This window comes from Desulfosporosinus cupriresistens (assembly GCF_001707885.1).
Taxonomy (GTDB): Bacteria; Bacillota; Desulfitobacteriia; order Desulfitobacteriales; family Desulfitobacteriaceae; genus Desulfosporosinus.
Genome location: NZ_MASS01000022.1, coordinates 16935 through 37558, shown reverse-complemented (window position 1 = coordinate 37558; position 20624 = coordinate 16935). Strand labels below are relative to the sequence as shown.

Below are 20624 nucleotides of genomic sequence, written 5' to 3'. Positions count from 1 at the left end.
GCATTGCTATTCGCTTGAAGATGTTGCTAAACCGCAAAACCTCCTGCGCTCATTGACGCAATTCCACTAAAGTGCTCTCTAAGCAGAGAAACTTCCTCTGGGCTTGAGGGTCGACGGGGAGGGACGGTGGTGGGCGATAATAAGTAAGAGGCTCTTGACGAACAAGAGCCTCTTACTTATTCCTTTGTTATTTCCGCTTGCCTTTTGGTTTGCTCTGCGTTGCTGGGGCTGAGGTTTTGATGTCTTTGGTTTGTTCCTTTAGTAAGAGGTTTAAGGTTATGCCGACGATGGTTGCCCAGGCTACGCCGTGGTCAGGTAACCCAATACCGAGAGCGAATATTACGGAGGCGATGATGAGGTTTTTTGTTTCGGAGAAATCTACTTTAGCTTCAATAAGAGTGCGTATACCTGTCGTGCCGATCATTCCGAAGAGGAGGATGGTAACACCGCCCATGACGGCTGAAGGAATGGACATAATTGCGGCTTGTAAAGGGTTAAATAGACTTAAGATGATCGCGATAATCGCTGCCATCCAGATGTTGAAGTTACTGTAGACTTTTGTTACGGCAAGCACGCCAATGTTTTCACCGTAGGTTGTTACCGGAGGTCCGCCGAAGAAACTAGCTACGACGGTAGCGAGGCCATTACCGAGGAGAACTCGATGGAATCCGGGGTTTTCGATCGGATCGGAATGGGTTATATTTCCAAGCACAATCATGTGGCCTAAATCTTCGATGATTGTTACGAGAGCGAGAGGAGCCATAGCTAAAATTGCGACTTTATCAAAGCTAGGCAGTTGGAAATCGCTTCCTAGTTTGACCGGGAAAACAATAAGATTGTTTAGGGAGGAGAAGGACTCATAGATTGGTTTGAAATCAACAAGGCCCATAATTGAGGCGACGATATATCCAGAGATGATAGCTAGGAGAATTGGGATGATTTTAAAGAACCCCTTGGCATATACCGAGATTAAAGCAGCGACGGCTAATGTGAAGGCGGCAATCGGCCAATTTTGAGATGCCATACCTACGGCAGTTGAGGTCAAGCTTAAACCAATGATAGCGACGACTGGCCCGGCGACGACTGGGGGAACAATTTTATGAATCCAGCGGGTACCAAAGGCAGCCATAAGTAGATAAATGACGATATACACAACACCGACGGCTAATGCGCCGCCCATGGCTGCGGAAGGATTATGATTGGTTTTGACAAAGGTTGTTAAAGCTGCAATGTAAGCGAATGATGAACCCAGATAAGCAGGAATTCGACTTTTTGTTAATAGTAGAAAAATAATAGTGCCGATTCCTGAAGAAAGGAGAGCCACTGATGGGCTGAGACCGGTTAAAAAAGGGACAAGGACAGTAGCGCCAAACATTGCAAAGACATGTTGCAAGCCAAGCGGGATCGCTTGGACAAGAGGGAGCTTTTCGTTAATCTGAACTTCGGTTGACATGGTATTCCTCCTCTTTTAAACCAAAAACCTCTTCCCTGCCCGCGAGCAAGAAAGAGGTATCCATGTTTAACCCATGGTTCGCCATTCCCTTCTTAGTCTCACGGGACTAATTTAAAGGTACAAGAATTTATGTGAATAGATCATATCATAATTAATTGTATTTTGACAAGAGGTTATTAATTTCCCGCTTTCAACTAGGGGTTAGAATGTCAGATGATTGTATAAATGAGATGGGACTTGTTTAGGTCTAATATCTTTCTGTACTTATATAGTGGACAGAATGTGATAAAATATTAAGATGAGGAAAAATTTGATATAATGTTTCTGACCAAACTTTACTATCCGGCTAGGTTACTTTTGCCAGTAAGGAGGCGTCATTATGTTTCGCTATGCTGAGGTGTTAGTTGATATAGCAAATAGGCGCCTTGACCAAAGCTATCATTATCTTATTCCTGAACATCTCACCTTAAAGATAGGTATGCGAGTACTCGTTTTTCTTCAAAATCGTAAGGTTCAGGGGCTTGTTGTGAATGTCACAGATGATCTGCCAGATGACCTGGGTATGGTAAATCTTAAGTCTATTTTAGAAATTGTGGACGAGAATAGTCTTGTTCCACCGGATCTGATTGAACTCGCCCATTGGTTAGCCCAAACGACGATCTGTTCAGTGGCTCAAAGTCTACATACGGTTTGGCCACTTCTTAAAGGAACGGTCGAAGAGTGGATTAGTCTCAAGGCTGCTATTTCGGATACAGATGTTCAGACTCTGCAGTGGCTAGATTTGGATGCCTTCCGAGCGATCACGGTACTTAACCGCGCAAGGAGTAAGGCTATTCAGCATAAGACCTTCTTGAAACGAGCAAATATCTCTGAGGCGACGCTTGACAAACTCCTGCAACAAGGGTGGGCGAAAAGAGAAACTCGCTTTATTTCAAAGGGTGAAGGAGCATTAAAGAGAGGTTCTGTTAATGAAGGCACTTCAGGTGAGGCACCTCTAAGCCAAGCAGAAGTGGTTGTTGACCGCGACCTTTATTCGGGGCGGACTTACCAACTTACCGGGGAGCAAACTACGGCAGTAAGAGGCGTTTTAGCTGCTTTAGAGGAAGGGTCGCCTCTAACCATTTTATTACATGGTGTGACAGGCAGTGGCAAAACGGCGGTTTATCGTGAGCTGATTACCCAGATATTGGCCCAAGGCGGAGATGCAATTCTGCTTGTGCCGGAAATTTCTTTAACATCTCAAGTTGCCCGTTACTTTGAAACCCAATTCGGCGATCAAGTGATAGTCCTGCACTCGGGTTTACGATCAAAGGAAAGAATGAAGGCTTGGGCGGGCATTTTGAACGGTCAGAAGAGGATTGTCATTGGAGCCCGTTCGGCCGTGTTCGCACCTTTATTGAATTTGAGGCTCATTATTTTAGATGAGGAACATGATGGAGCGTATAAACAAGATGAGAACCCCAAATATCATGCGCGGGATGTCGCCCGCAAACGGATGGAACAACTCAAGGGTGTCGTTTTGCTGGGGAGTGCAACACCTTCTTTAGAAGCCTATGCCGCTGCACAATCAGGTAAAATACGCTTGCTAACGATGACTCAGAGGATCGGAGAAAGTGTTCTGCCGCCGGTTGAGGTCGTAGATATGCGCGAGGAACTTATGCAGGGAAACCGCAGTATGTTTTCCCTTCTGCTGCAACAAAAGTTGCGGGAAAGGTTGGAGCGGGGCGAGCAAACAATGCTTTTCCTGAACCGCAGAGGGTATTCTACTTTTGTGGTGTGCAGGGAATGTGGTTACGTGGTCAATTGTCCCAATTGTGATATAGCTCTAACGTATCATACCCAAGGTCAGGCGATGCGCTGTCATTATTGTAATCACAAAGAGCCTCCTCCTCTAACGTGTCCGGATTGTGGTAGTCGATATATTCGGTTCTTTGGGCAGGGCACACAGCGTGTGGAAGAGGAGCTGCAAGGCCTGTTTCCGAACGCCTCCATATTACGTTTGGACTTTGATACGACACGGTCAGGCGAAGCCCATCATACGATTTTGGAAAGTTTTCGCCGCCAAGAAGCTTCAATTTTAGTTGGTACTCAGATGATGGCTAAAGGACTGGACTTCCCAAATGTTACCTTGGTCGGAGTGATAGCCGCAGATCAAATGCTCAATATGCCCGATTTTCGAGCTAGAGAACGGACGTTTCAACTATTAACTCAGGTTGCCGGTCGAGCGGGCCGGAGTATCAAACCGGGTGAGGTTGTGATTCAAACGTACTCTCCAAGCGATGGCGCCCTTGTGCGAGCTGCACATCATGATTTCCAGGGGTTTTTCTGGGAAGAGATTCGTTATCGCAAAGAACGAAAGTATCCGCCGTACACTCATATAATTCGTGTTCTTCTCCTCCATGAAAAAGAGGATCGGGTCATAAAAGGGGCTAATGATTTGGGGGTATGTTTGCAGCAAGGAATGCATGACCCTAAATTTGGAAATACTGAATTGGATATTCTGGGGCCTGCACCAGCCGTTTTATCGAGACTAAAGAACCAATGGAGATGGCAAATATCTGTCAAAGGCATACGTCTGGATCTGCTCAGGTCATTTATGCATCAAGGGGTACAACAGTTTTTTAAAAGTCCGGCCAGCAGTGGCATTATTTTAAATATTGAAGTGGATCCACTTTAGAGTTAAAAATTAATTCTTCAAAAGCAAAGTTTAATGATTAAAGACATATAATTCGACATGCGAAGTTCAATGCACAATATTGCTGAACCTTTGGTTATGGACTCTCGCCTAGGGAGTTGGTCATGGAATATAATCGGGTAGGCAACAAAGACACAAGGTTCGGGCGTTATTGAAAGGAGTAAATGAAGATGGCTGTTTATCAGATCGTAGAAATAGGCGCAGATGTACTGCGTGAAAAAGCAAAAGAGGTTAAGGAAATTAATCCGTCCATTATAAAACTACTGGATAACATGGTTGATACTATGTTTGCCGCCGATGGTGTAGGATTAGCTGCTCCTCAAATCGGGGTATCCAAGCGGGTTATTGTCGTAAAAGTTGATGACGTGCTGGTTGAACTCATTAATCCAGTAATATTGGAAAAAAATGGATCAAACAGTGCTGAGGAAGGGTGTCTCAGCATACCAAATATTACGGGGGATGTGGTTCGGGCTGCTAGAATTCGTGTTCAGGGGCTAAATCGTCAAGGACAAATGTTGGACTTTCAGGCGGATCGTTTGTTAGCTCGTGCTTTGCAACACGAGATTGATCATTTGGAGGGAATATTGTTTGTCGATGTTGCGAAGAAAACTTATCGGAGTTAAGCCCGGAGCGTTTTCTGCACGCGTCTGCACGTTACGCCGCTGACGAGCTGGACGGTTCGCGAGCGCGTCCGAACCTCTGGGTGGGATGCATGTGAACCTCCGGCGCGCTGACGGGGGAGCGAACCATCAGCGCTCGTCTGGACCGCGGCTCCACTGACGCATCCGCTTAGCAGAAAACGCTCCTCTGGGGAGGAGCTGTGGAGAGTTAATGTAGTCGCTTTGTAGAAAAGGGCTCCTCGGGCTTGGCTACAGGATGCAAACCACGAACCTCGAATATCGAACCACGATTAGGGGGAATAAGTATGCGATTAGTTTTTATGGGGACACCTGATTTTGCCGTACCCTCTTTACAGGCCTTGGTTAAGGGAGGACATGATGTTGTTGGTGTCTTTACTCAACCTGATCGGCCGGCCGGACGAGGAAAAAAACTAAAACCTAGTCCCATAAAAGTGGTGGCAGAAGAACTAGGTTTACCTGTTTATCAACCGGATAAGATCAAAACACCTGAAGGAATCCAACTGCTTAGGACCTTAGCGCCGGAGAGCATTATTGTTGTTGCCTACGGACAAATCCTATCAAGAGAAATTTTGCAGTTGCCCTCAAAAGGGTGTATAAATGTACATGCTTCGTTGCTCCCGGCATACCGTGGGGCAGCACCGATTCACTGGGCAGTTATGCAAGGGGAAACCCATACTGGAGTGACTACCATGCTTATGGACGAAGGTTTGGATACGGGAGATATGTTGCTAAAAGGAGAAATCCTAATTTCTAATGAAGCAACGACGGGTGAGATTCATGATGAGTTAGCTTCTTTGGGAGGAAAACTCCTAATAGACACGTTAAGTGAGTTGGAATTGGGGAGACTATTTGCTACACCACAAACGGGTAAGTCAAATTATGCCCCCCTTCTGAAACGTGACCATGAACATTTAGATTGGTCACGTAAAGCGGCTGAACTACATCATCAGATTCGGGGATTAAACCCTTGGCCGGGAGCGTTTACGACCTTTCGAGGAGAAAACCTGAAAATCTGGCGCAGCGCTCCTTTTCTAGACACGGACAAGAATGTGGAGGCGGAAGGGACAAGGTTCGAACCTCGAACCTCGAACCTCGATCGCGTTAAGGCGGCTGAGCCAGGTCAAATTCTTCAAGTGCTGGAGGATAGTTTAGTGGTACAGACAGGTGATGGGGTCCTTAAGATATTGGAGGTCCAGCCAGCAGGTAAACGTGCTATGCTAGCTAGAGATTTTTTTAATGGCCGACATGGCCAAGTAGGAGAAATATTTGCTTAAGGATTTATGGTCAGGCGTGGGGCTTAATATTAGAAATAGGGACCTCTGACCTCGAACTTCGGACTTTAACTTCGGCTTGTGTCACGCGCATCGAACTATAAGTAGAGACTTGGACTTTCCGTCAAATTCAAGCAGTAGAATGGAGGTTAAATTATGTATTTTGGGGGCGCCTCAATAGTTCTCTTAATTCCAGCCATCTTATTGTCGTTATACGCTCAATTTAAAATTTCCACTGCTTACAAACAGTACTCTGAAATTCGTTCCCAATCAGGGCTTACAGGGGCACAGGTTGCACGGGCGCTCTTGAATAGTAATGGATTATACGATGTTAAGGTCGAACCGATTGGAGGACGTCTTTCTGACCACTACGATCCGCGTACTAGGGTTATTAAACTTAGTGAAGACGTTTATCGGAGCAGTTCACTTTCTTCCGTGGCGGTAGCCGCTCATGAAACGGGACATGCGTTACAACACGCCACAGATTATTTTCCACTGCAACTTCGATCATCTTTTGTCCCTGTCGCCAACCTCGGCAGTGGGGCGGGTCCGATGTTGATTATGATTGGCCTTTTTATGCCGAGCTTTGACTGGCTTCTTCAGTTGGGGATTTTTGCTTTCGCCTTTGCTGTGCTTTTTCAGATCATTACTCTTCCAGTGGAATACAATGCCAGTCATCGAGCATTGTCTCTATTACAGAAGGAAAATCTGCTGCGCAGCGAGGAAGTGCGCGGCGCGCGTTCGGTGTTAAATGCAGCCGCTTTAACCTATGTGGCAGCGGCGTTGGCTGCTGTGCTTCAATTAGCACGATTTATTTTGATTGCTCGGGGTAGAAGTGATGATTAAAGAAACAGCTCGAGGGATGGCGGTCCATATGCTGACCCGTGTTGAGGTAGAAGGAGCGTATGCTAATCTCTTGCTCCAGAAGAATGTTGGCAAGCTAACTGATTCTCGAGACCGTCAATTTGTAACTTTATTGGTGAATGGTGCGCTTAAACATCGGCTAACCTTAGATTATGTGTTGCGCAAGTATTTAAGTAAGCCAATGTCGGCGCTTCCTCATGAGGTTAGGGCTATTTTGCGTATTGGGGCTTTCCAACTGCTTTATGTGGATAAAGTCCCAGATGCTGTTGCGGTTAATGAGAGTGTGGAGTTAGCGAAACCATTCCCGAAATACACAGGCTTAGTGAATGTCGTTTTACGCAAGGTTATGAATCAGGGGTGGGATTTTTCTTGGCCGGATGAGAAACGTGAAACCGTACGCTATCTTTCAGTGCGCTATTCTCACCCCGAATGGATGATTCAGCGTTGGTTAAAACGCTGGGGTCTGGAGGAAACAGAAGCCTTATGCCGAGCTAATAATGAGTCTGCTCAAACTTGGATCCGCACAAATACGCTAAAGATCTCACGTGAAGATTTAATGGATCGTCTTACTCAAGAAGGAATTACAGTCGAAGTCGGAACTCGGATTCCAGAAAGCCTGAGAATCCAGAATTTCGGTTCCTTAGAAAGAGTTGAGAGTTTCTGTGAGGGACTTTTTACGGTTCAGGATGAAAGCTCTCAACTAGTTGCTCATGTGGTCGCCCCTAAACCAGGCCAACATGTCTTGGATGCCTGCAGTGCCCCCGGTGGGAAAACTACGCATTTGGCCCAGATGATGGGGAATGAGGGAGAAATCCTAGCATTTGATGTTCATTCTCATAAACTTGAATTCATTGATCAGTTAGCCCAAAGATTAGGTATTACGATAATCCAACCTCAGTTAGGTGACGCTCGGGATTTGCCTGGCATAAAACTCGGTTCTCAGCAGCGTGTGTTAGTGGATGCTCCTTGCTCAGGCTTGGGTGTTCTCCGACGGAGAGCTGATCTACGTTGGCGGAAAGAAGAACAGGACATCAAGGACTTGCCACAACTTCAGCTTGCGATCTTAGAAAGAGCGGCGTCTTGCGTTGCAGTCGGGGGGGATTTAATTTACTCAACCTGCACAATCGAACCAGAAGAAAATTTTGAACTGGTCAAGAAATTTCGCTCAGAGCATCCGGAATTTGAGCCAGTCAACCTAGTGGAGAATTTGCCCTTTACTTTAGAGGATTCAAGAGAAATTCAACAAGCGAGTAAAGGAATGCTGCAACTTCTACCACATCGCCATGGAATGGATGGATTTTTCTTGGCGAAATTCCGGCGTATTAGTTAGAAAGTATATACTGACTGTGACAGTCAGAAATGATAACTTTCTGGAAGCATAAGTGCAACTAGGCACCTCTGGCCATGGATGGCGAGAAGGGATCGCCTGCGCTAAGGCTAACAAGAAGGCTAATACGTGCGAAGACAGTGTCTGCAAGAAGGGTTAATACGTGCGAGGACAGTGTCCTCGTGTGTGGGTGGCCAGCCAAGTTTTCTTTACAGGGAAGTTTAACTGGAGTGAATTGGGTGAATAATAAATATTATGGTAATTGATTTGCGCGGATGTTCCGAAGATGAGCTGATACGGATCTGTCAAGAGATAGGTTTAAAACGGTATCGGGCGATTCAATTGTTCCAATGGGTGCAACAGAAAGCAGTACGCACCTGGGATGAAATGAATAACATAGGGAAGGGTGACCGACAAGCTTTAAGATCTCACTTGCATTTGTATCCTTTGGAACGAGTGCGTGAACAACGTTCAGAAGACGGAACGAGGAAGTATTTGTTTCGACTTGAAGATGGGGAGACGATTGAGTGTGTCTTAATGGACTATGCAAGGACTAGGTCACGTGATAGGCATACAGTGTGTGTCTCTACTCAAGTGGGATGCGCAGTAGGCTGCGCCTTTTGTGCTACTGGGTTGGAAGGGTTTCGGAGAAACTTAACTGTTGCTGAGATTGTGGGTCAAGTCTTGGATATTACCCATTTTGTTCGTCAAGAAGACCCGGATTTTCAGGTGACTAACATTGTCTTTATGGGTATGGGGGAACCCCTTCTCAATTATGATCAGGTTCTTCAGGCGATCCTACTTTTGAATGATGAACAGGGGCTAAAGATTGGCATGCGGCGGATGACGATTTCAACCAGTGGAGTTGTGCCTCGGATTATTCAACTGGCTAAAGATAATCCCCAAGTGGGTCTGGCAGTATCTCTTCATGCAGCGCAGGATAAAGTAAGAAATGATTTAATTCCAATGAATCGGCGTTATCCACTGGCCCAGCTTATGGAGGCCTGCCAAGAGTATACCCAAATTACGCATCGACGGATTACCTTTGAGGTCGCCTTGACGGCTGAAAACGCAAAACGGGAAGAAGCTGAGGCACTGGCCGGATTACTAAAAGGACAGCTAGGACATGTAAATTTGATTCCGGTTAATCCTGTGGCAGGGACCGGAATGGAGCGCCCCGATCCGGAGCTTATGAGAAGGTTTGCCCAGGTGTTAGAAGACGCTGGGATTTCTGTTTCGTCACGTGAGGAACGGGGTGTGGATATTGACGCAGCTTGCGGACAACTTCGTCGACAGTGGGAGGGGGAGTTAAAATGAGCCTATTGGCCCGATTTGAAGGGATGGCCGAATATCTATTTACCGGAGCTTTCAAAAAAGGTGCTGCCCGCCTTCAACCAGTAGAAATTGCTAAAGAACTTGTGAAGGCGATGCTTAAGAATAAGCAGGTCAGCATTTCACAAGTATATGTACCGAACATCTACCGAGTTTATCTTCATTCCAGTGACTGGGGGTCATTGGCTAGTTTTGGGGATGTGTTTCTCATCGAACTCTCCAAATATTTATTTGCTGAAGCGGACAGGAATGGGTATACGTTTTTATCTAAACCGGCGATCGAGCTGCATTCAGATGAAACTGTTAATCCTCGAGAAATGGTTATTGAAGTAGATTTTGATGACTCGATTGACGTAGATTGGGGAGATGAAGAAGAAAGAGAAGAAGACGCCGAGGAAGAACTTGATTGGCGCGAAAGTACGACCATCTTTAAAGAGAGTTTCAAGCCAAACTTATTGGATCAGGGTCGTAAAGGAAGGAATTCAGAGTACTTTCTCGAAATGATAGAAGGACCCGATATTGGTCAATCGTTTGAGCTGAAGGATACGGAAGTTTTCATTGGTCGCCATGGGCAATGTCAGTTGGTACTTCATGACCCTGAAGTTTCGCGGCGGCATCTGAAGCTTGCACTTGGAGAAAACGGTTGGTGGTTAGACGATTTGGGAAGCACAAATGGCTCATTTGTTAATGGACAAAGAATAAAGCATCAGATGGCAGCTCCTGGGGACCGTATTCAAATCGGACAAAGTGTGCTGGTCATACAAAGATCACCACGGGGGGCGTGAATTTAAACTGGGAGCTTTGAGTTTAAGTCGTTGACTTCTGGCTTCCAACTTCCGATTCCCGGCTAGGAGGGTTGTATGCAATTAGTATTTGTCATTGGACGGCTGGCTTTTGTCGCCCTTATCTATCTTTTTATATTCCGCATCTTTACAGCACTGATGGCTGATCTCCAAATGAAGGGGATTTTTCAACGTCCGCATCATGAATATGGACGGCTAGAGGTACTGACCGGGGCAGAAGGGCTTTCTCGAGGGAGTGTTTTTCGGGTGGATGGTAAAGGGTTGCGTTTAGGGCGTGGCAAGCACAATGACATCGTTCTACCGGATCATTTTGCTTCCATTGACCATGCGGTTTTTAGGTTGCAAAAAGGACAAACCATTGTGGAAGATCTAGGAAGTACGAATGGAACCTGGGTTAATGGAGAGCAAATTCATTCTCCAGTTCAATTGGTTGCAGGAGATTATGTGAAAATTGGAAGTATTACCTTCCAATACTCGAGGTGGCAAAATGAGAGTACTAAGCTTTAGTGAAAAAGGGTGTATTCGAAAAAATAATGAAGATTCTTTTTTGGTGTTGCCTAAACAAGGCCTATATGCTGTGGCCGATGGCATGGGGGGGCACCGTGCGGGAGAAGTTGCCTCTTCGACCGCTTTGCAAGAGTTGGAAAAATGGGCACCTCGTTTTGTTGAGCTTGAGGACCAGACGTTAGAAAGCGAGTTGACTGAGGCCTTTGTTCAAGCGAATCGTGTCGTTTATGAATCTTCAACAACTGAGCCGGAAAAGGCTGGGATGGGAACGACTCTGACGGTTTTGCTGGTGCGCAGTAAGACAGTCGTTATTGCTCATGTTGGCGACAGTCGTGCTTATCTATGGCGCGATGAGGTGTTAACTTCCTTGACAACAGACCATTCGTTGGTTGGTGAACTTGTACGGTTAGGACAGATCTCCCAAGAAGAAGCTGAAAAACATCCTCAACGGCATGTGCTGATGCGCGCAGTAGGAGCGGAACCTGAGATTGAACTGGATTGCAGGAGTATGCGTTTGCAGACAGGCGATGTTTTCCTTTTGTGCACAGACGGGTTTTCCAATATGATTAATAATCAAGAACTTGCCGAAGAATTTCTCAAAGTGGGCTCCTGGGAAGAACGATTTGAGAGATTGCGTAAGCTTACCTTAGAACGAGGTGCGCCGGATAATTTCACAGCCTTGTGCTGTATTTTGGAGTAAGCTGATGATTCAACGTTTAACCTCGCGCAGTTTAATTTTAGGAATGATGTGGATAGGGCTTAGCCTGCTTAAATGGGGAGGCGTGAAAAACCAGCTTCTCTGGCAAGCGTTAGTTTTTACTGCCATAGTTCTTATAGGGAGCTTGATGGAGCAAGTTTTTCATTACCAAGGAGATCCCTATATTCTGCCTGCGGTTCAAGCCATTATGGCCTTGGGGCTTGTATTTGTGGTTCGAATTAGTCCAGAAATCGCATTGCGTCAATTTTGGTGGGCTAATATTGGGCTTCTACTCTTCTACGCGGTTTTATGGATGATCCGAGATTATCGACAGTTAGGAAAGTTTAGATACCTCTGGGGGCTATTGGCTGTTGGCTTGTTGTTGGTGACTCTGCTGTTTGGTTCCGCGGCTGGTGGAGCCAAAAGTTGGCTTCACCTGGGGGGAATTGGAATAGAACCGGAGGAATTTGTCAAACTAGCCTTGCTCTTATTCATGGCAACCTACTTGGAAGAGAATGAAGAATTGTTACGGGTTGGAACTGTTCAATGGGGTAGATTCTCATTACCTGACTCGCGGACTTTAGGTCCCTTTATAATCATGGTAGCTTTTGTGCTTGGAATTCTGGCTGCCCAAAAGAGCCTGGGGACGGCACTGGTGTTTTATATGCTCTTTGTGCTCATGCTTTATGTGGTAACGGAGAGATCTCTTTATTTGGGAATATCCCTACCGATTTTTCTGCTGACAGGAACTTTAGGCTATATGCTCTTTAGGCACGTACGCGTCCGGGTTATGGTGTGGATGAATCCTTGGCAAGATCCTACGGGTGGAGGCTACCAAATTGCCCAATCTCTGTTTGCTATTGGGGGAGGAAAAATATTGGGGACTGGTTTAGGCAACGGAATCGGAGCATCGACTGTCCCTGCGGCCAGCACTGACTTTATCTTTTCAGTTATCGCTGAAGAACTTGGCTTTGCAGGAGCTATGGCCGTATTAGTCCTCTTTCTCATTGTTGTCATGAGAGCTTTTGCGGTAAGCTTGAGGGCCAAAGATCGGTTTGGGCAAATCTTAGCCGCTGGAATTGGAATTCTCCTAGGAACAGAGACCTTAATTATTTTGGCTGGGGTTACTAAACTACTTCCTTTAACGGGCATACCACTTCCCTGGGTAAGTTATGGTGGAAGTTCTCTCATTGTTCACTTTATCTTGCTAGGAGTGTTGTTGAATATCTCAAATGCCACTGCGGTAAGTTGTCGCAGCACCAAGAATAAGGGAAGGGAGTATGCAACATAATGCGAGGGGTACGTCGAGTAGCACTTGGTATGGCCTTTAGCTTTTTCATTCTAAGTCTCGGTTTAGTTTATTGGCAGGTTGTTCAGGCAGATACACTGTTGAAGAACAACGCTAATCGCCGCTTAATTCTTATGGAAAGCCGTGTAACTCGGGGAGGAATTTTCGATCGTAACGGCGAAATTATAGCACAAACTAAAGTTTCTAAGGATAAGAAGGTACGTGAATACCCGCAAGGAGAAATGTTTGAGCCGTTAATCGGCTATTCTACTGTGCAACTTGGTGCTTCCGGTCTTGAAGGTAACTCGGCAGATTGGTTGCTCGGAATTAAAGATGCAACACCTACTCAAGCCGTTCAACAGCTCTTTGCACTTCCTCGTCAAGGGGATGATGTGGTGCTCACTTTGGATTCACGTTTACAAAGCATCGCTTATAACGCGCTCAAAGGGAAAATGGGGGCTGCTGTTGCCATCGATCCTCGGACAGGAGAAGTGTTGGCATTGGTGAGTCAACCTAGTTTCAACCCCACAAACCTAGAACAAGACTGGAAAGACATCGTTAGTCGCACGCAGGATAGGCCGCTTGAAAATCATGCTTTTTCTCTTTACCCACCGGGGTCAATCATGAAGGTGGTCACGTCTGCCGCCTTGTTCCGAGGTGGGATAAATACGACGGACCTTTATGATAGTACAGGTTCGGCAATTATAAATGGACAAGTCATTAACGAACAAAACGGCAGGGCATTTGGCTGGGTTAACTATAATATGGCCTTAGCTGATTCCTGTAACGCATACTTTGCGACGTTTGGGGTACAGGCAGGAGATAAAAATTTTCTTACCGCGGTTAAAGGTTTCGGTTTTGGACAGAAAATCCCCTTTGAACTTAATGTCCCAACAAGCTCAATTACTAAGGCGGAGAAAATTCCAGAGAATTTGACAACAAATCTTCTTGCTGCCAGTGCTTTTGGTCAAGGCGAGGTGCTAGTCTCACCATTTCATATGGCGTTGATAACGGCTGGTATCGCCAACCATGGGGTCATTATGGCTCCACATCTTGTGGAACGTGTCTTAGACCCCGCCCAAACGGTTGTCTATGAACAGAAACCACAGCCTTGGCTGACTGCCTTAACTAAAGAAGAAGCAGATAAAATCACGAGCGCAATGGTGACCGCCGTGACCGATGGAACGGCTGCCCCAGGGGCATTACCCAATGTTCAAGTTGCGGCTAAAACAGGTTCAGCAGAACCAGGAGGAAATGTCTTGACTCATGCCTGGTATATTGCTTTTGCACCCGCCGAAGCCCCACAGATCGCGGTAGCCGTTCTTGTGGAACATGGTGGAACGGGAGGAGGGGCGGCTGCTCCGATTGCCCGACAAATCATTCAAGAAGCTTTGAGCCAGAAAGTAGGTGAAAAATAGTGAGTAAAATCTTCGGGGGACGATACGAAGTCTTGGAGCGAATCGGTGCCGGTGGTATGGCAATTGTTTATAAGGCCAAGGATATTCTCCTTAACCGTGTTGTGACGATCAAGGTGCTCCGGGAGCAGTTTGTCACAGATGAAGACTTTATTCGCCGTTTTCGGAGGGAAGCCCAATCTGCAGCGAGTTTATCCCATCCTAATATCGTCTCAGTTTATGATGTGGGCAAAGATGGTGATACTGAATATATTGTCATGGAATATGTAGAAGGTCGTAATCTCAAAGAAATCATCCGCGAGTATGCGCCACTGTCTACAGATCAATCGATTAACCTGGGGCTGCAAATTATAGAGGCCATTAAAAATGCCCATGAGCACCATATTATTCATCGAGATATTAAGCCCCACAACATCCTAGTGACGGTAGACGGGCATGCTAAGGTCACAGACTTCGGGATTGCTCGGGCCGTATCTTCGGCAACAGTGACTCATACGGGGGATATCATAGGTTCGGTTCATTACTTGTCCCCGGAACAGGCCAAAGGGTTGCAAAGTAATGAGCAATCCGACATTTACTCCTTGGGGATCATTCTTTACGAATTGATTACTGGTAAAGTCCCCTATGATGGTGAAACGCCGATTACTATTGCGCTTAAGCATCTCCAGGAGCAACCTATTTTACCAAGTAAGATAAACCCGCGGATCGAGAAAGAATTCGAAACTGTTATTATGCGAGCAATCGCTAAGTCGCCGGAACAGCGATATCTGTCGGCCAAAGATTTGCTGGAAGATCTGAAACACATCCAAGCTGGTCGACCGATTACTCAGATGGAAATCCCTCAAACAGATGATCCGGAAGCGACTCAGACTCACAAAGGAATGAGTAAGATTCTGGCACCGATCACGGTAAATGATTCAATAGAGAAAAACCCTATATTGAAAGATTCTCCGCTCACTAAACTCAAGAGAATGAAACGTTTGAGTTGGATTATGAGTGGACTCGTCTTAGCATTTATCTTGATTGTTGGATGGATGGGATGGAGCTATTTTAGGGTAGAAACAACGCTGGTCCCCGATGTAGTCGGAATGACGAAACCAGTGGCAGAGGACTTTTTAGCACAGGCCAAACTGAAGCTTAGTCCGGATGTTACTTATGACTTTAGCGATGACATCGAGAAAGATCGTATTGTTAGTCAGGTTCCTAAGGCGGGGGATTCGGTCAAAGAAGGTCGGCAGGTTACAATCGTGGTCAGCAAAGGCCCTGATGTGGCGGTGTTCCCTGATGTAACTACGGAGCATTTGTCTAAGGAAGATGCGGTGAATCGTATTGAAACTGAGGGATTTTTGGAAAAAAACATAACCTATGACACCAAGCCAAGTGCGATTGTGCCTAAAGATTGTGTTTCGGGACAGGATCCTGCAGCGGGTTCTACTTGGACAAAAAACAAAGGAACTATTACGTTAACCATAAGTGAGGGACCGGAACTGATTCCGATCAATATGCCATATGTGATTGGCAAGACATCCACCGACGCCACTAAAATACTTTCGGAGGATAATAAACTGGTTGTACAACTAAAAACCGAGGATTCTACGACTTTCCCCAAAGACGTAGTGATGAGCACGACTCCTAATCCAGGAGAGGCCGTTAATCAGGGTGATACAGTTACGGTGATCGTTTCGCGTGGCCCCGGGCCTATGGCCTATGGAACTGACCCCAATGTAACTCTAGCTCAGATTTTTAGTGTTGTAGCGAAAACAGAGGTCGGGGATCAGAGGGCAAAAATCGGAAGTTCATGGCTCAGCCTCATATCATCCTCTTAATGCCTCGTTAGCAGCATAGAATGGCTAATTCTACGCTAAGCATAAAGCAATAAATGATTATCGATACAAGATGGTAAGTAAGGAGTATATATGATCATAGGAGTCTTACTTAAAGGATATAGTGGTTTTTATTATGTCTTTGCGGAGGACCGAGTATGGGAGTGTTCCCTGCGCGGTCGCTTTCGTGTTAAAGACCAAGACTTTTTGCCGGGAGACCGAGTGAAAATTTTACCAGACGAGGGGGACAAGGCGACGATTGAAGCAGTAGAGCCACGGCGCAACGTTTTGAGCCGTCCGGCGATTGCTAATGTAGATCAGGCTCTTTTGGTTTTTGCCATGACGTCTCCTAAGCCGGATCTTAATCTTCTGGATCGCTTGTTGATCCAGGTGACGGATGCTGGTATTGAGCCTATTATAATTTTTACCAAATTAGATAAATATGAAGCCGTCTTAACTACTGGTGCCGAGGAACCGTCAATTACGGATGTATACCGCCAAATAGGATATACTGTGTTCGAAGTCTCCAGTGAAACAGGTCAGGGAATTGAGGAAGTAAGAGCCCAGTTGGTGGACAAGGTTAGTGTGCTAGCAGGGCCTTCTGGCGCTGGAAAATCCAGTCTCTTTAATGCCTTATCTCCCGGAAAAAAACTCAAGACCGGGGAAATTAGTTTAAAGTCTAAGCGAGGCCGCCACACCACACGTCATGTGGAATTAATGGTCTGTGCTGGTGGGCTGGTGGCGGACACGCCAGGATTTTCTTCCCTTTTCTTGCCTCCTATGAAACGCGCGGAGTTAGCAGATTGTTTTCCGGAATTTATCGACCGCCGCAGCAGTTGTCGTTTCAACAGTTGCCTTCATGATAAAGAACCAAACTGTGCAATTAAAGCAGCCTTAGAAAACGGAGAAATTTCGGCTGTTCGTTATGAACACTACCTAATATTTTTACAAGAAGTAATTGAAGCTGAGAGGAGATATTAATGTGATTCAAATTGCCCCTTCTATTTTATCTGCCGATTTTTCTCGATTAGGAGAACAGGTGCGTTTAGTTGAGGATGCTGGCGCGGAAGTCTTACATATTGATGTTATGGATGGGCACTTTGTCCCTAATCTAACGTTTGGGCCGGCTCTGGTTAAATCTCTAAGGGCTCATTCACGTATGCGTTTTGATGTTCATCTGATGGTTGAAGAACCGGAGCGGTTCATTGCTGATTTTGCCGCTGCGGGTGCTGATCATATCACTTTTCATTTAGAGACGGCTCTCCATGTGCACCGTGTGATTCAACAGATCAAAGAGCAGGGGATGACTGCTGGAATTGCTCTCAATCCCGCGACGCCGATGGATGGTATTAAATATATTTTGGAAGACTTAGATATGGTGCTATTGATGACCGTCAACCCGGGATTTGGGGGTCAAAAATTTATACCAAATGTTATTCCAAAGATCAAGGTCCTCCACAGCCATCTTGAACAGACAGGGTCTGCTTGTCTTATTGAAGTGGATGGGGGAATTAATCTAGAAACGGCATCGGTGGTTACGAAGGCCGGAGCTCATATTTTAGTTGCCGGGGCTGCTGTTTTTGCTCAGCCTGAACCAAAACAAGCAGTGAAAAAACTTCTTCAAGCAGCGAAGTCTGTAACTTCGTCAAGCTAATGCTAAACATCGAGTCTTAGGATATGAAGGGCAAGTTATGAAAATTGCAGTATTAGCCAATGGTGCATGGGATTTGGCTTGGGGGCAACAGGTCCTCAGTGATGTTGATTTTTTGATATGTGCAGATGGAGGGGCGAACTATGCAGTTCTCTCTGGATGTATGCCTAACCTTCTTATTGGGGATCTTGATTCAATCTTACCGGAGAATTTAAAGCGATGTAAAAATGCAGGGTGCGAGATTGAACGTTACCCTCGCGAAAAGGATGAAACAGATCTTGAATTGGCGCTAAAACGTGCTGAGGAACAGGCCCGTTTTGTTGGTCAAACGGATATTTGGTTGTATGGGGCGACAGGAAAACGAATTGATCATTTCTTGGGTAACGTAGCACTTATGCTCGCTTACGCTAAGAAGGGGTACCGAATTCGCTTGGTCGATCCTGAACATGAGATGTGGATTCTTCAAGGTCGTGAACTGATAAGGGGGGCACTTGGGCAGGAAATCTCCTTAATTACTTTGTCGGAGAAGGCGATTGTCACGACTGAGGGGTTGTGTTATCCGCTTCGGCATGATGTTTTATTTCAGGAATCTCCGCGTGGCGTGAGTAATGTTTTCCTCGCAGAGGAGGCTGTGATACAGGTTCACGAGGGTTGGGTGATGATGGTGTTGCCTAACAGCAGGAGGGTGTGATGTTGCTCCGCTCACCCACAGCGCCGTCGCTATCGTGCTTGATTACAAGGCGAGCGCGGCAAACCTCTGGGTTGTTCTGCATGTGAACAGCTGCCGCGCTGGCGCCTCGTAATTTAAGCGCGATTAACGCGACTCTGCCTAAAGGGTTCGCTCTGCAAATCACACCCTCTGGGTTGGGGTCGGCTTGGGATAGGTACGACGTGGGTTGGGAACGGTTGAATTGTTGCACTCTCGATAGCGCCACGGGCACTTTGGAATTAAAAGATCAGAGAAGGAAGACGATTATGCAACATGATGAACTTTGGATTGGAACAATGTTGGAGGGGAAGGCCCGTTGGGTCGCTGTTAGGACCACGGATACGGTTGAAGAGGCTCGTAGGCGTCATGGGATGTCACCGGTTGCTACGGCGGCTTTAGGCCGCTTGATGACAGGAACACTCATCTTGGCTAGCTCTCTCAAGGGGGAAGAGAATATCACGTTACGCTTATTGGGAGACGGCCCTTTACAGGGAGTTGTTGCCGTGGGAAATGCGCAGGGAGTCGTTCGAGGTTATGTCCAAGAACCTTTGGCGGATTTGCCGTTAAAAGCTTCTGGAAAACTTGATGTGGCAACAGCGGTCGGACATGGCGAGTTGGCTGTTAGTCGAAGTTTGCAAAATGGTGAAGTTTATACAGGAATGGTCCCGTTGGTGAGCGGTGAAATTGCGGAGGATCTTGTGCATTATTTGTTGACGTCTGAACAGATTCCTTCAGCAATGCTTCTGGGAGTGTTAGTGGAAAAAGATTATCATGTAGCTGGGGCTGCGGGATTTTTGATCCAACCATTGCCAGGTGCGAATGAGGAGGATATCCAAGCAATTGAAAGACTGCTTGGGCAGTTACGGGTAGGAATCAGTGAACTGGCAGCTCAGAGCCAAAGTATGGACGAGTTACTAGATCATTTGATGGGACAACTCCCTTTTCATGTCTTAGAGCGCCGAGTGGCAGGGTTTTCTTGCACGTGCTCTAAGGCTCGTCTAAGTGATACATTAGTTTCGTTAGGTAAAAAAGAAATAGCAGACCTAATTTCAGATGGAAAAGCTGAAATGGTTTGCCATTTTTGTAATGAATATTATTTATTTAATAAGGAAGAACTTCAACAGATTTTGGAGAGGGTGTGATATTGCTCCGCTCACCCACGGCGCCGTCGCTACCCTGCTTGATTACTCGGCGAGAACAGCAAACCTCTGGGCTGTTCTGAATGTAAACCCATGCCGTTCTGACGCCGACTAATCTAAGCATGGTTAACGCGACTCTGCCTAAAGGGTTCGCTCTGCAAAATCACACCCTCCGGGCTGGGAACGAATAAAAGTGTGATTTTAGGACTAGAAATGTGGGGGAAATGAAAAAAGTCCGACAGATGTCGAACTTTTGATTCATTAGCTAGCGCGCTGAACTTTGCCGGAACGTAAGCATCTGGTGCAAACTTTGATCCGGGCGGGAGCCCCGTTCACAATTGCATGAACGCGTTGCAAGTTTGGTTTCCAAGTTCGTTTTGTTCGTATATGTGAGTGGCTGACTTGAAATCCAGTGACTACTCCTTTGGCGCATATCGCACAAACATTAGCCATGCTCTAAATCCTCCTTTGCAACCGAAATGACACTTATATATTCTATCAAAAGTCTTGCGTGTTGGCAAGGTGTACTTCATTAATTTCTCGATGCGGGGGGAAGGGCTATTTGAACATTTTCTTTATAATTGATAGAATAGGGTCAGTGTGGGTAATGCCGAAAGGGAGGTTTCTTTTTAATGGGAAAAGAAATTATAAATAGCTTAGGAAAGATTGATATTTCTGAAGAAGTCATATCGACAATTGCAGGTGCTACGGCAGTTGAATGTTATGGCTTGGTAGGTATGGCTTCGCGCAAAATCACGGATGGATTTGTAGATTTACTTGGGCGGGAAAATTTAGGCCGTGGTGTTGTGGTTTCGATTCAAGACAACGAGGTCATTATTGACCTGTATATCGTTGTTGGATATGGGGTTAAAATTTCTGAAGTTGCCGCTAATGTAATGGAGCGCGTCCGTTATACGACAGAGAAGCTTACAGGATTAACCGTGTCCCAAGTAAATGTGAATGTACAAGATGTTCGCATTTTAGTGTAGTGTAAAAAGATTAGGGGGAT

At 46.0% G+C, this 20624-nt stretch carries 19 protein-coding genes; 17 read left to right on the top strand and 2 right to left on the bottom strand.

What is annotated here, in order from left to right; translation table 11 throughout:
* Positions 1 to 187 precede the first annotated feature (187 nt).
* Entirely contained in the window at positions 188 to 1453 is a 1266-nt protein-coding gene (locus DSBG_RS10660) for a solute carrier family 23 protein (RefSeq protein WP_068964319.1), read from the bottom strand.
* A gap of 379 nt (positions 1454 to 1832) precedes the next feature.
* Between DSBG_RS10660 and priA the strand changes: the two genes are divergently transcribed.
* The 16 genes from priA to hslO all read left to right on the top strand — a co-directional run bounded on the left by priA (position 1833) and on the right by hslO (position 19618).
* Complete coding sequence (gene priA, locus DSBG_RS10655; RefSeq protein WP_068964318.1) at positions 1833 to 4130, top strand: replication restart helicase PriA; 2298 nt, start codon at positions 1833 to 1835, stop codon at positions 4128 to 4130.
* A gap of 188 nt (positions 4131 to 4318) precedes the next feature.
* On the top strand, positions 4319 to 4771 hold the full coding sequence (def, locus tag DSBG_RS10650; protein ID WP_068964317.1) for a peptide deformylase: 453 nt from the start codon (positions 4319 to 4321) through the stop codon (positions 4769 to 4771).
* Between the two features lie 302 nt (positions 4772 to 5073).
* Positions 5074 to 6063: a methionyl-tRNA formyltransferase gene (gene fmt, locus DSBG_RS10645; protein WP_068964316.1), complete on the top strand. Its 990-nt coding sequence runs from the start codon at positions 5074 to 5076 to the stop codon at positions 6061 to 6063.
* A gap of 153 nt (positions 6064 to 6216) precedes the next feature.
* Positions 6217 to 6906, top strand: coding sequence for a zinc metallopeptidase (locus tag DSBG_RS10640; RefSeq protein WP_068964315.1), 690 nt, complete (start codon positions 6217 to 6219; stop codon positions 6904 to 6906).
* Positions 6899 to 8254 carry a 16S rRNA (cytosine(967)-C(5))-methyltransferase RsmB gene (gene rsmB, locus DSBG_RS10635; protein ID WP_068964314.1) on the top strand — a complete coding sequence of 452 codons (1356 nt, stop codon included), beginning with the start codon at positions 6899 to 6901 and terminating at the stop codon, positions 8252 to 8254. The genes DSBG_RS10640 and rsmB overlap by 8 nt, the downstream gene beginning before the upstream one ends.
* A 243-nt stretch (positions 8255 to 8497) precedes the next feature.
* Positions 8498 to 9568, top strand: coding sequence for a dual-specificity RNA methyltransferase RlmN (rlmN, locus tag DSBG_RS10630; RefSeq protein WP_141694290.1), 1071 nt, complete (start codon positions 8498 to 8500; stop codon positions 9566 to 9568).
* Positions 9565 to 10368 (top strand): FhaA domain-containing protein, encoded by an 804-nt coding sequence (locus DSBG_RS10625; RefSeq protein WP_068964311.1) that lies wholly within the window; start codon positions 9565 to 9567, stop codon positions 10366 to 10368. The genes rlmN and DSBG_RS10625 overlap by 4 nt, the downstream gene beginning before the upstream one ends.
* Positions 10369 to 10443: 75 nt before the next feature.
* Positions 10444 to 10893 (top strand): FHA domain-containing protein, encoded by a 450-nt coding sequence (locus DSBG_RS10620; RefSeq protein ID WP_068964310.1) that lies wholly within the window; start codon positions 10444 to 10446, stop codon positions 10891 to 10893.
* The gene (locus DSBG_RS10615; protein WP_068964308.1) at positions 10874 to 11593 is read left to right on the top strand and encodes a Stp1/IreP family PP2C-type Ser/Thr phosphatase; all 720 of its coding nucleotides are present in this window, start codon (positions 10874 to 10876) and stop codon (positions 11591 to 11593) included. The genes DSBG_RS10620 and DSBG_RS10615 overlap by 20 nt, the downstream gene beginning before the upstream one ends.
* Before the next feature lie 4 nt (positions 11594 to 11597).
* Positions 11598 to 12881: an FtsW/RodA/SpoVE family cell cycle protein gene (locus DSBG_RS10610; RefSeq protein ID WP_068964306.1), complete on the top strand. Its 1284-nt coding sequence runs from the start codon at positions 11598 to 11600 to the stop codon at positions 12879 to 12881.
* Positions 12881 to 14296: a peptidoglycan D,D-transpeptidase FtsI family protein gene (locus DSBG_RS10605; RefSeq protein ID WP_068964304.1), complete on the top strand. Its 1416-nt coding sequence runs from the start codon at positions 12881 to 12883 to the stop codon at positions 14294 to 14296. The genes DSBG_RS10610 and DSBG_RS10605 overlap by 1 nt, the downstream gene beginning before the upstream one ends.
* Positions 14296 to 16119, top strand: coding sequence for a Stk1 family PASTA domain-containing Ser/Thr kinase (gene pknB, locus DSBG_RS10600; RefSeq protein WP_068964302.1), 1824 nt, complete (start codon positions 14296 to 14298; stop codon positions 16117 to 16119). The genes DSBG_RS10605 and pknB overlap by 1 nt, the downstream gene beginning before the upstream one ends.
* A gap of 90 nt (positions 16120 to 16209) precedes the next feature.
* The gene (rsgA, locus tag DSBG_RS10595; RefSeq protein ID WP_068964300.1) at positions 16210 to 17097 is read left to right on the top strand and encodes a ribosome small subunit-dependent GTPase A; all 888 of its coding nucleotides are present in this window, start codon (positions 16210 to 16212) and stop codon (positions 17095 to 17097) included.
* Between the two features lies 1 nt (position 17098).
* Positions 17099 to 17770, top strand: coding sequence for a ribulose-phosphate 3-epimerase (gene rpe / locus DSBG_RS10590; RefSeq protein ID WP_068964298.1), 672 nt, complete (start codon positions 17099 to 17101; stop codon positions 17768 to 17770).
* 37 nt (positions 17771 to 17807) lie between these two features.
* Positions 17808 to 18458, top strand: coding sequence for a thiamine diphosphokinase (locus tag DSBG_RS10585; protein ID WP_068964296.1), 651 nt, complete (start codon positions 17808 to 17810; stop codon positions 18456 to 18458).
* 284 nt (positions 18459 to 18742) lie between these two features.
* Positions 18743 to 19618, top strand: a complete 876-nt coding sequence (hslO, locus tag DSBG_RS10580) for an Hsp33 family molecular chaperone HslO (protein WP_068964294.1) — start codon at positions 18743 to 18745, stop codon at positions 19616 to 19618.
* 258 nt (positions 19619 to 19876) lie between these two features.
* Here the strand turns inward: hslO and rpmB are convergent, their stop codons facing one another.
* Entirely contained in the window at positions 19877 to 20068 is a 192-nt protein-coding gene (gene rpmB, locus DSBG_RS10575) for a 50S ribosomal protein L28 (RefSeq protein ID WP_040412341.1), read from the bottom strand.
* 179 nt (positions 20069 to 20247) lie between these two features.
* Here rpmB and DSBG_RS10570 point away from each other — a divergent pair, with 179 nt between their 5' ends.
* On the top strand, positions 20248 to 20604 hold the full coding sequence (locus tag DSBG_RS10570; protein ID WP_068964292.1) for an Asp23/Gls24 family envelope stress response protein: 357 nt from the start codon (positions 20248 to 20250) through the stop codon (positions 20602 to 20604).
* Positions 20605 to 20624: the final 20 nt, after the last annotated feature.

Coding starts and splice junctions, on each gene's coding strand:
- fmt (WP_068964316.1), top strand. CDS start 5,074: ATGCGATTAGTTTTTATGGGGACACCTGATTTTGCCGTACCCTCTTTA.
- DSBG_RS10620 (WP_068964310.1), top strand. CDS start 10,444: ATGCAATTAGTATTTGTCATTGGACGGCTGGCTTTTGTCGCCCTTATC.
- rsgA (WP_068964300.1), top strand. CDS start 16,210: ATGATCATAGGAGTCTTACTTAAAGGATATAGTGGTTTTTATTATGTC.
- priA (WP_068964318.1), top strand. CDS start 1,833: ATGTTTCGCTATGCTGAGGTGTTAGTTGATATAGCAAATAGGCGCCTT.
- DSBG_RS10625 (WP_068964311.1), top strand. CDS start 9,565: ATGAGCCTATTGGCCCGATTTGAAGGGATGGCCGAATATCTATTTACC.
- rpmB (WP_040412341.1), bottom strand. CDS start 20,068: ATGGCTAATGTTTGTGCGATATGCGCCAAAGGAGTAGTCACTGGATTT.
- rsmB (WP_068964314.1), top strand. CDS start 6,899: ATGATTAAAGAAACAGCTCGAGGGATGGCGGTCCATATGCTGACCCGT.
- def (WP_068964317.1), top strand. CDS start 4,319: ATGGCTGTTTATCAGATCGTAGAAATAGGCGCAGATGTACTGCGTGAA.
- DSBG_RS10640 (WP_068964315.1), top strand. CDS start 6,217: ATGTATTTTGGGGGCGCCTCAATAGTTCTCTTAATTCCAGCCATCTTA.
- hslO (WP_068964294.1), top strand. CDS start 18,743: ATGCAACATGATGAACTTTGGATTGGAACAATGTTGGAGGGGAAGGCC.
- DSBG_RS10570 (WP_068964292.1), top strand. CDS start 20,248: ATGGGAAAAGAAATTATAAATAGCTTAGGAAAGATTGATATTTCTGAA.
- DSBG_RS10610 (WP_068964306.1), top strand. CDS start 11,598: ATGATTCAACGTTTAACCTCGCGCAGTTTAATTTTAGGAATGATGTGG.
- DSBG_RS10585 (WP_068964296.1), top strand. CDS start 17,808: ATGAAAATTGCAGTATTAGCCAATGGTGCATGGGATTTGGCTTGGGGG.
- DSBG_RS10605 (WP_068964304.1), top strand. CDS start 12,881: ATGCGAGGGGTACGTCGAGTAGCACTTGGTATGGCCTTTAGCTTTTTC.
- DSBG_RS10615 (WP_068964308.1), top strand. CDS start 10,874: ATGAGAGTACTAAGCTTTAGTGAAAAAGGGTGTATTCGAAAAAATAAT.
- DSBG_RS10660 (WP_068964319.1), bottom strand. CDS start 1,453: ATGTCAACCGAAGTTCAGATTAACGAAAAGCTCCCTCTTGTCCAAGCG.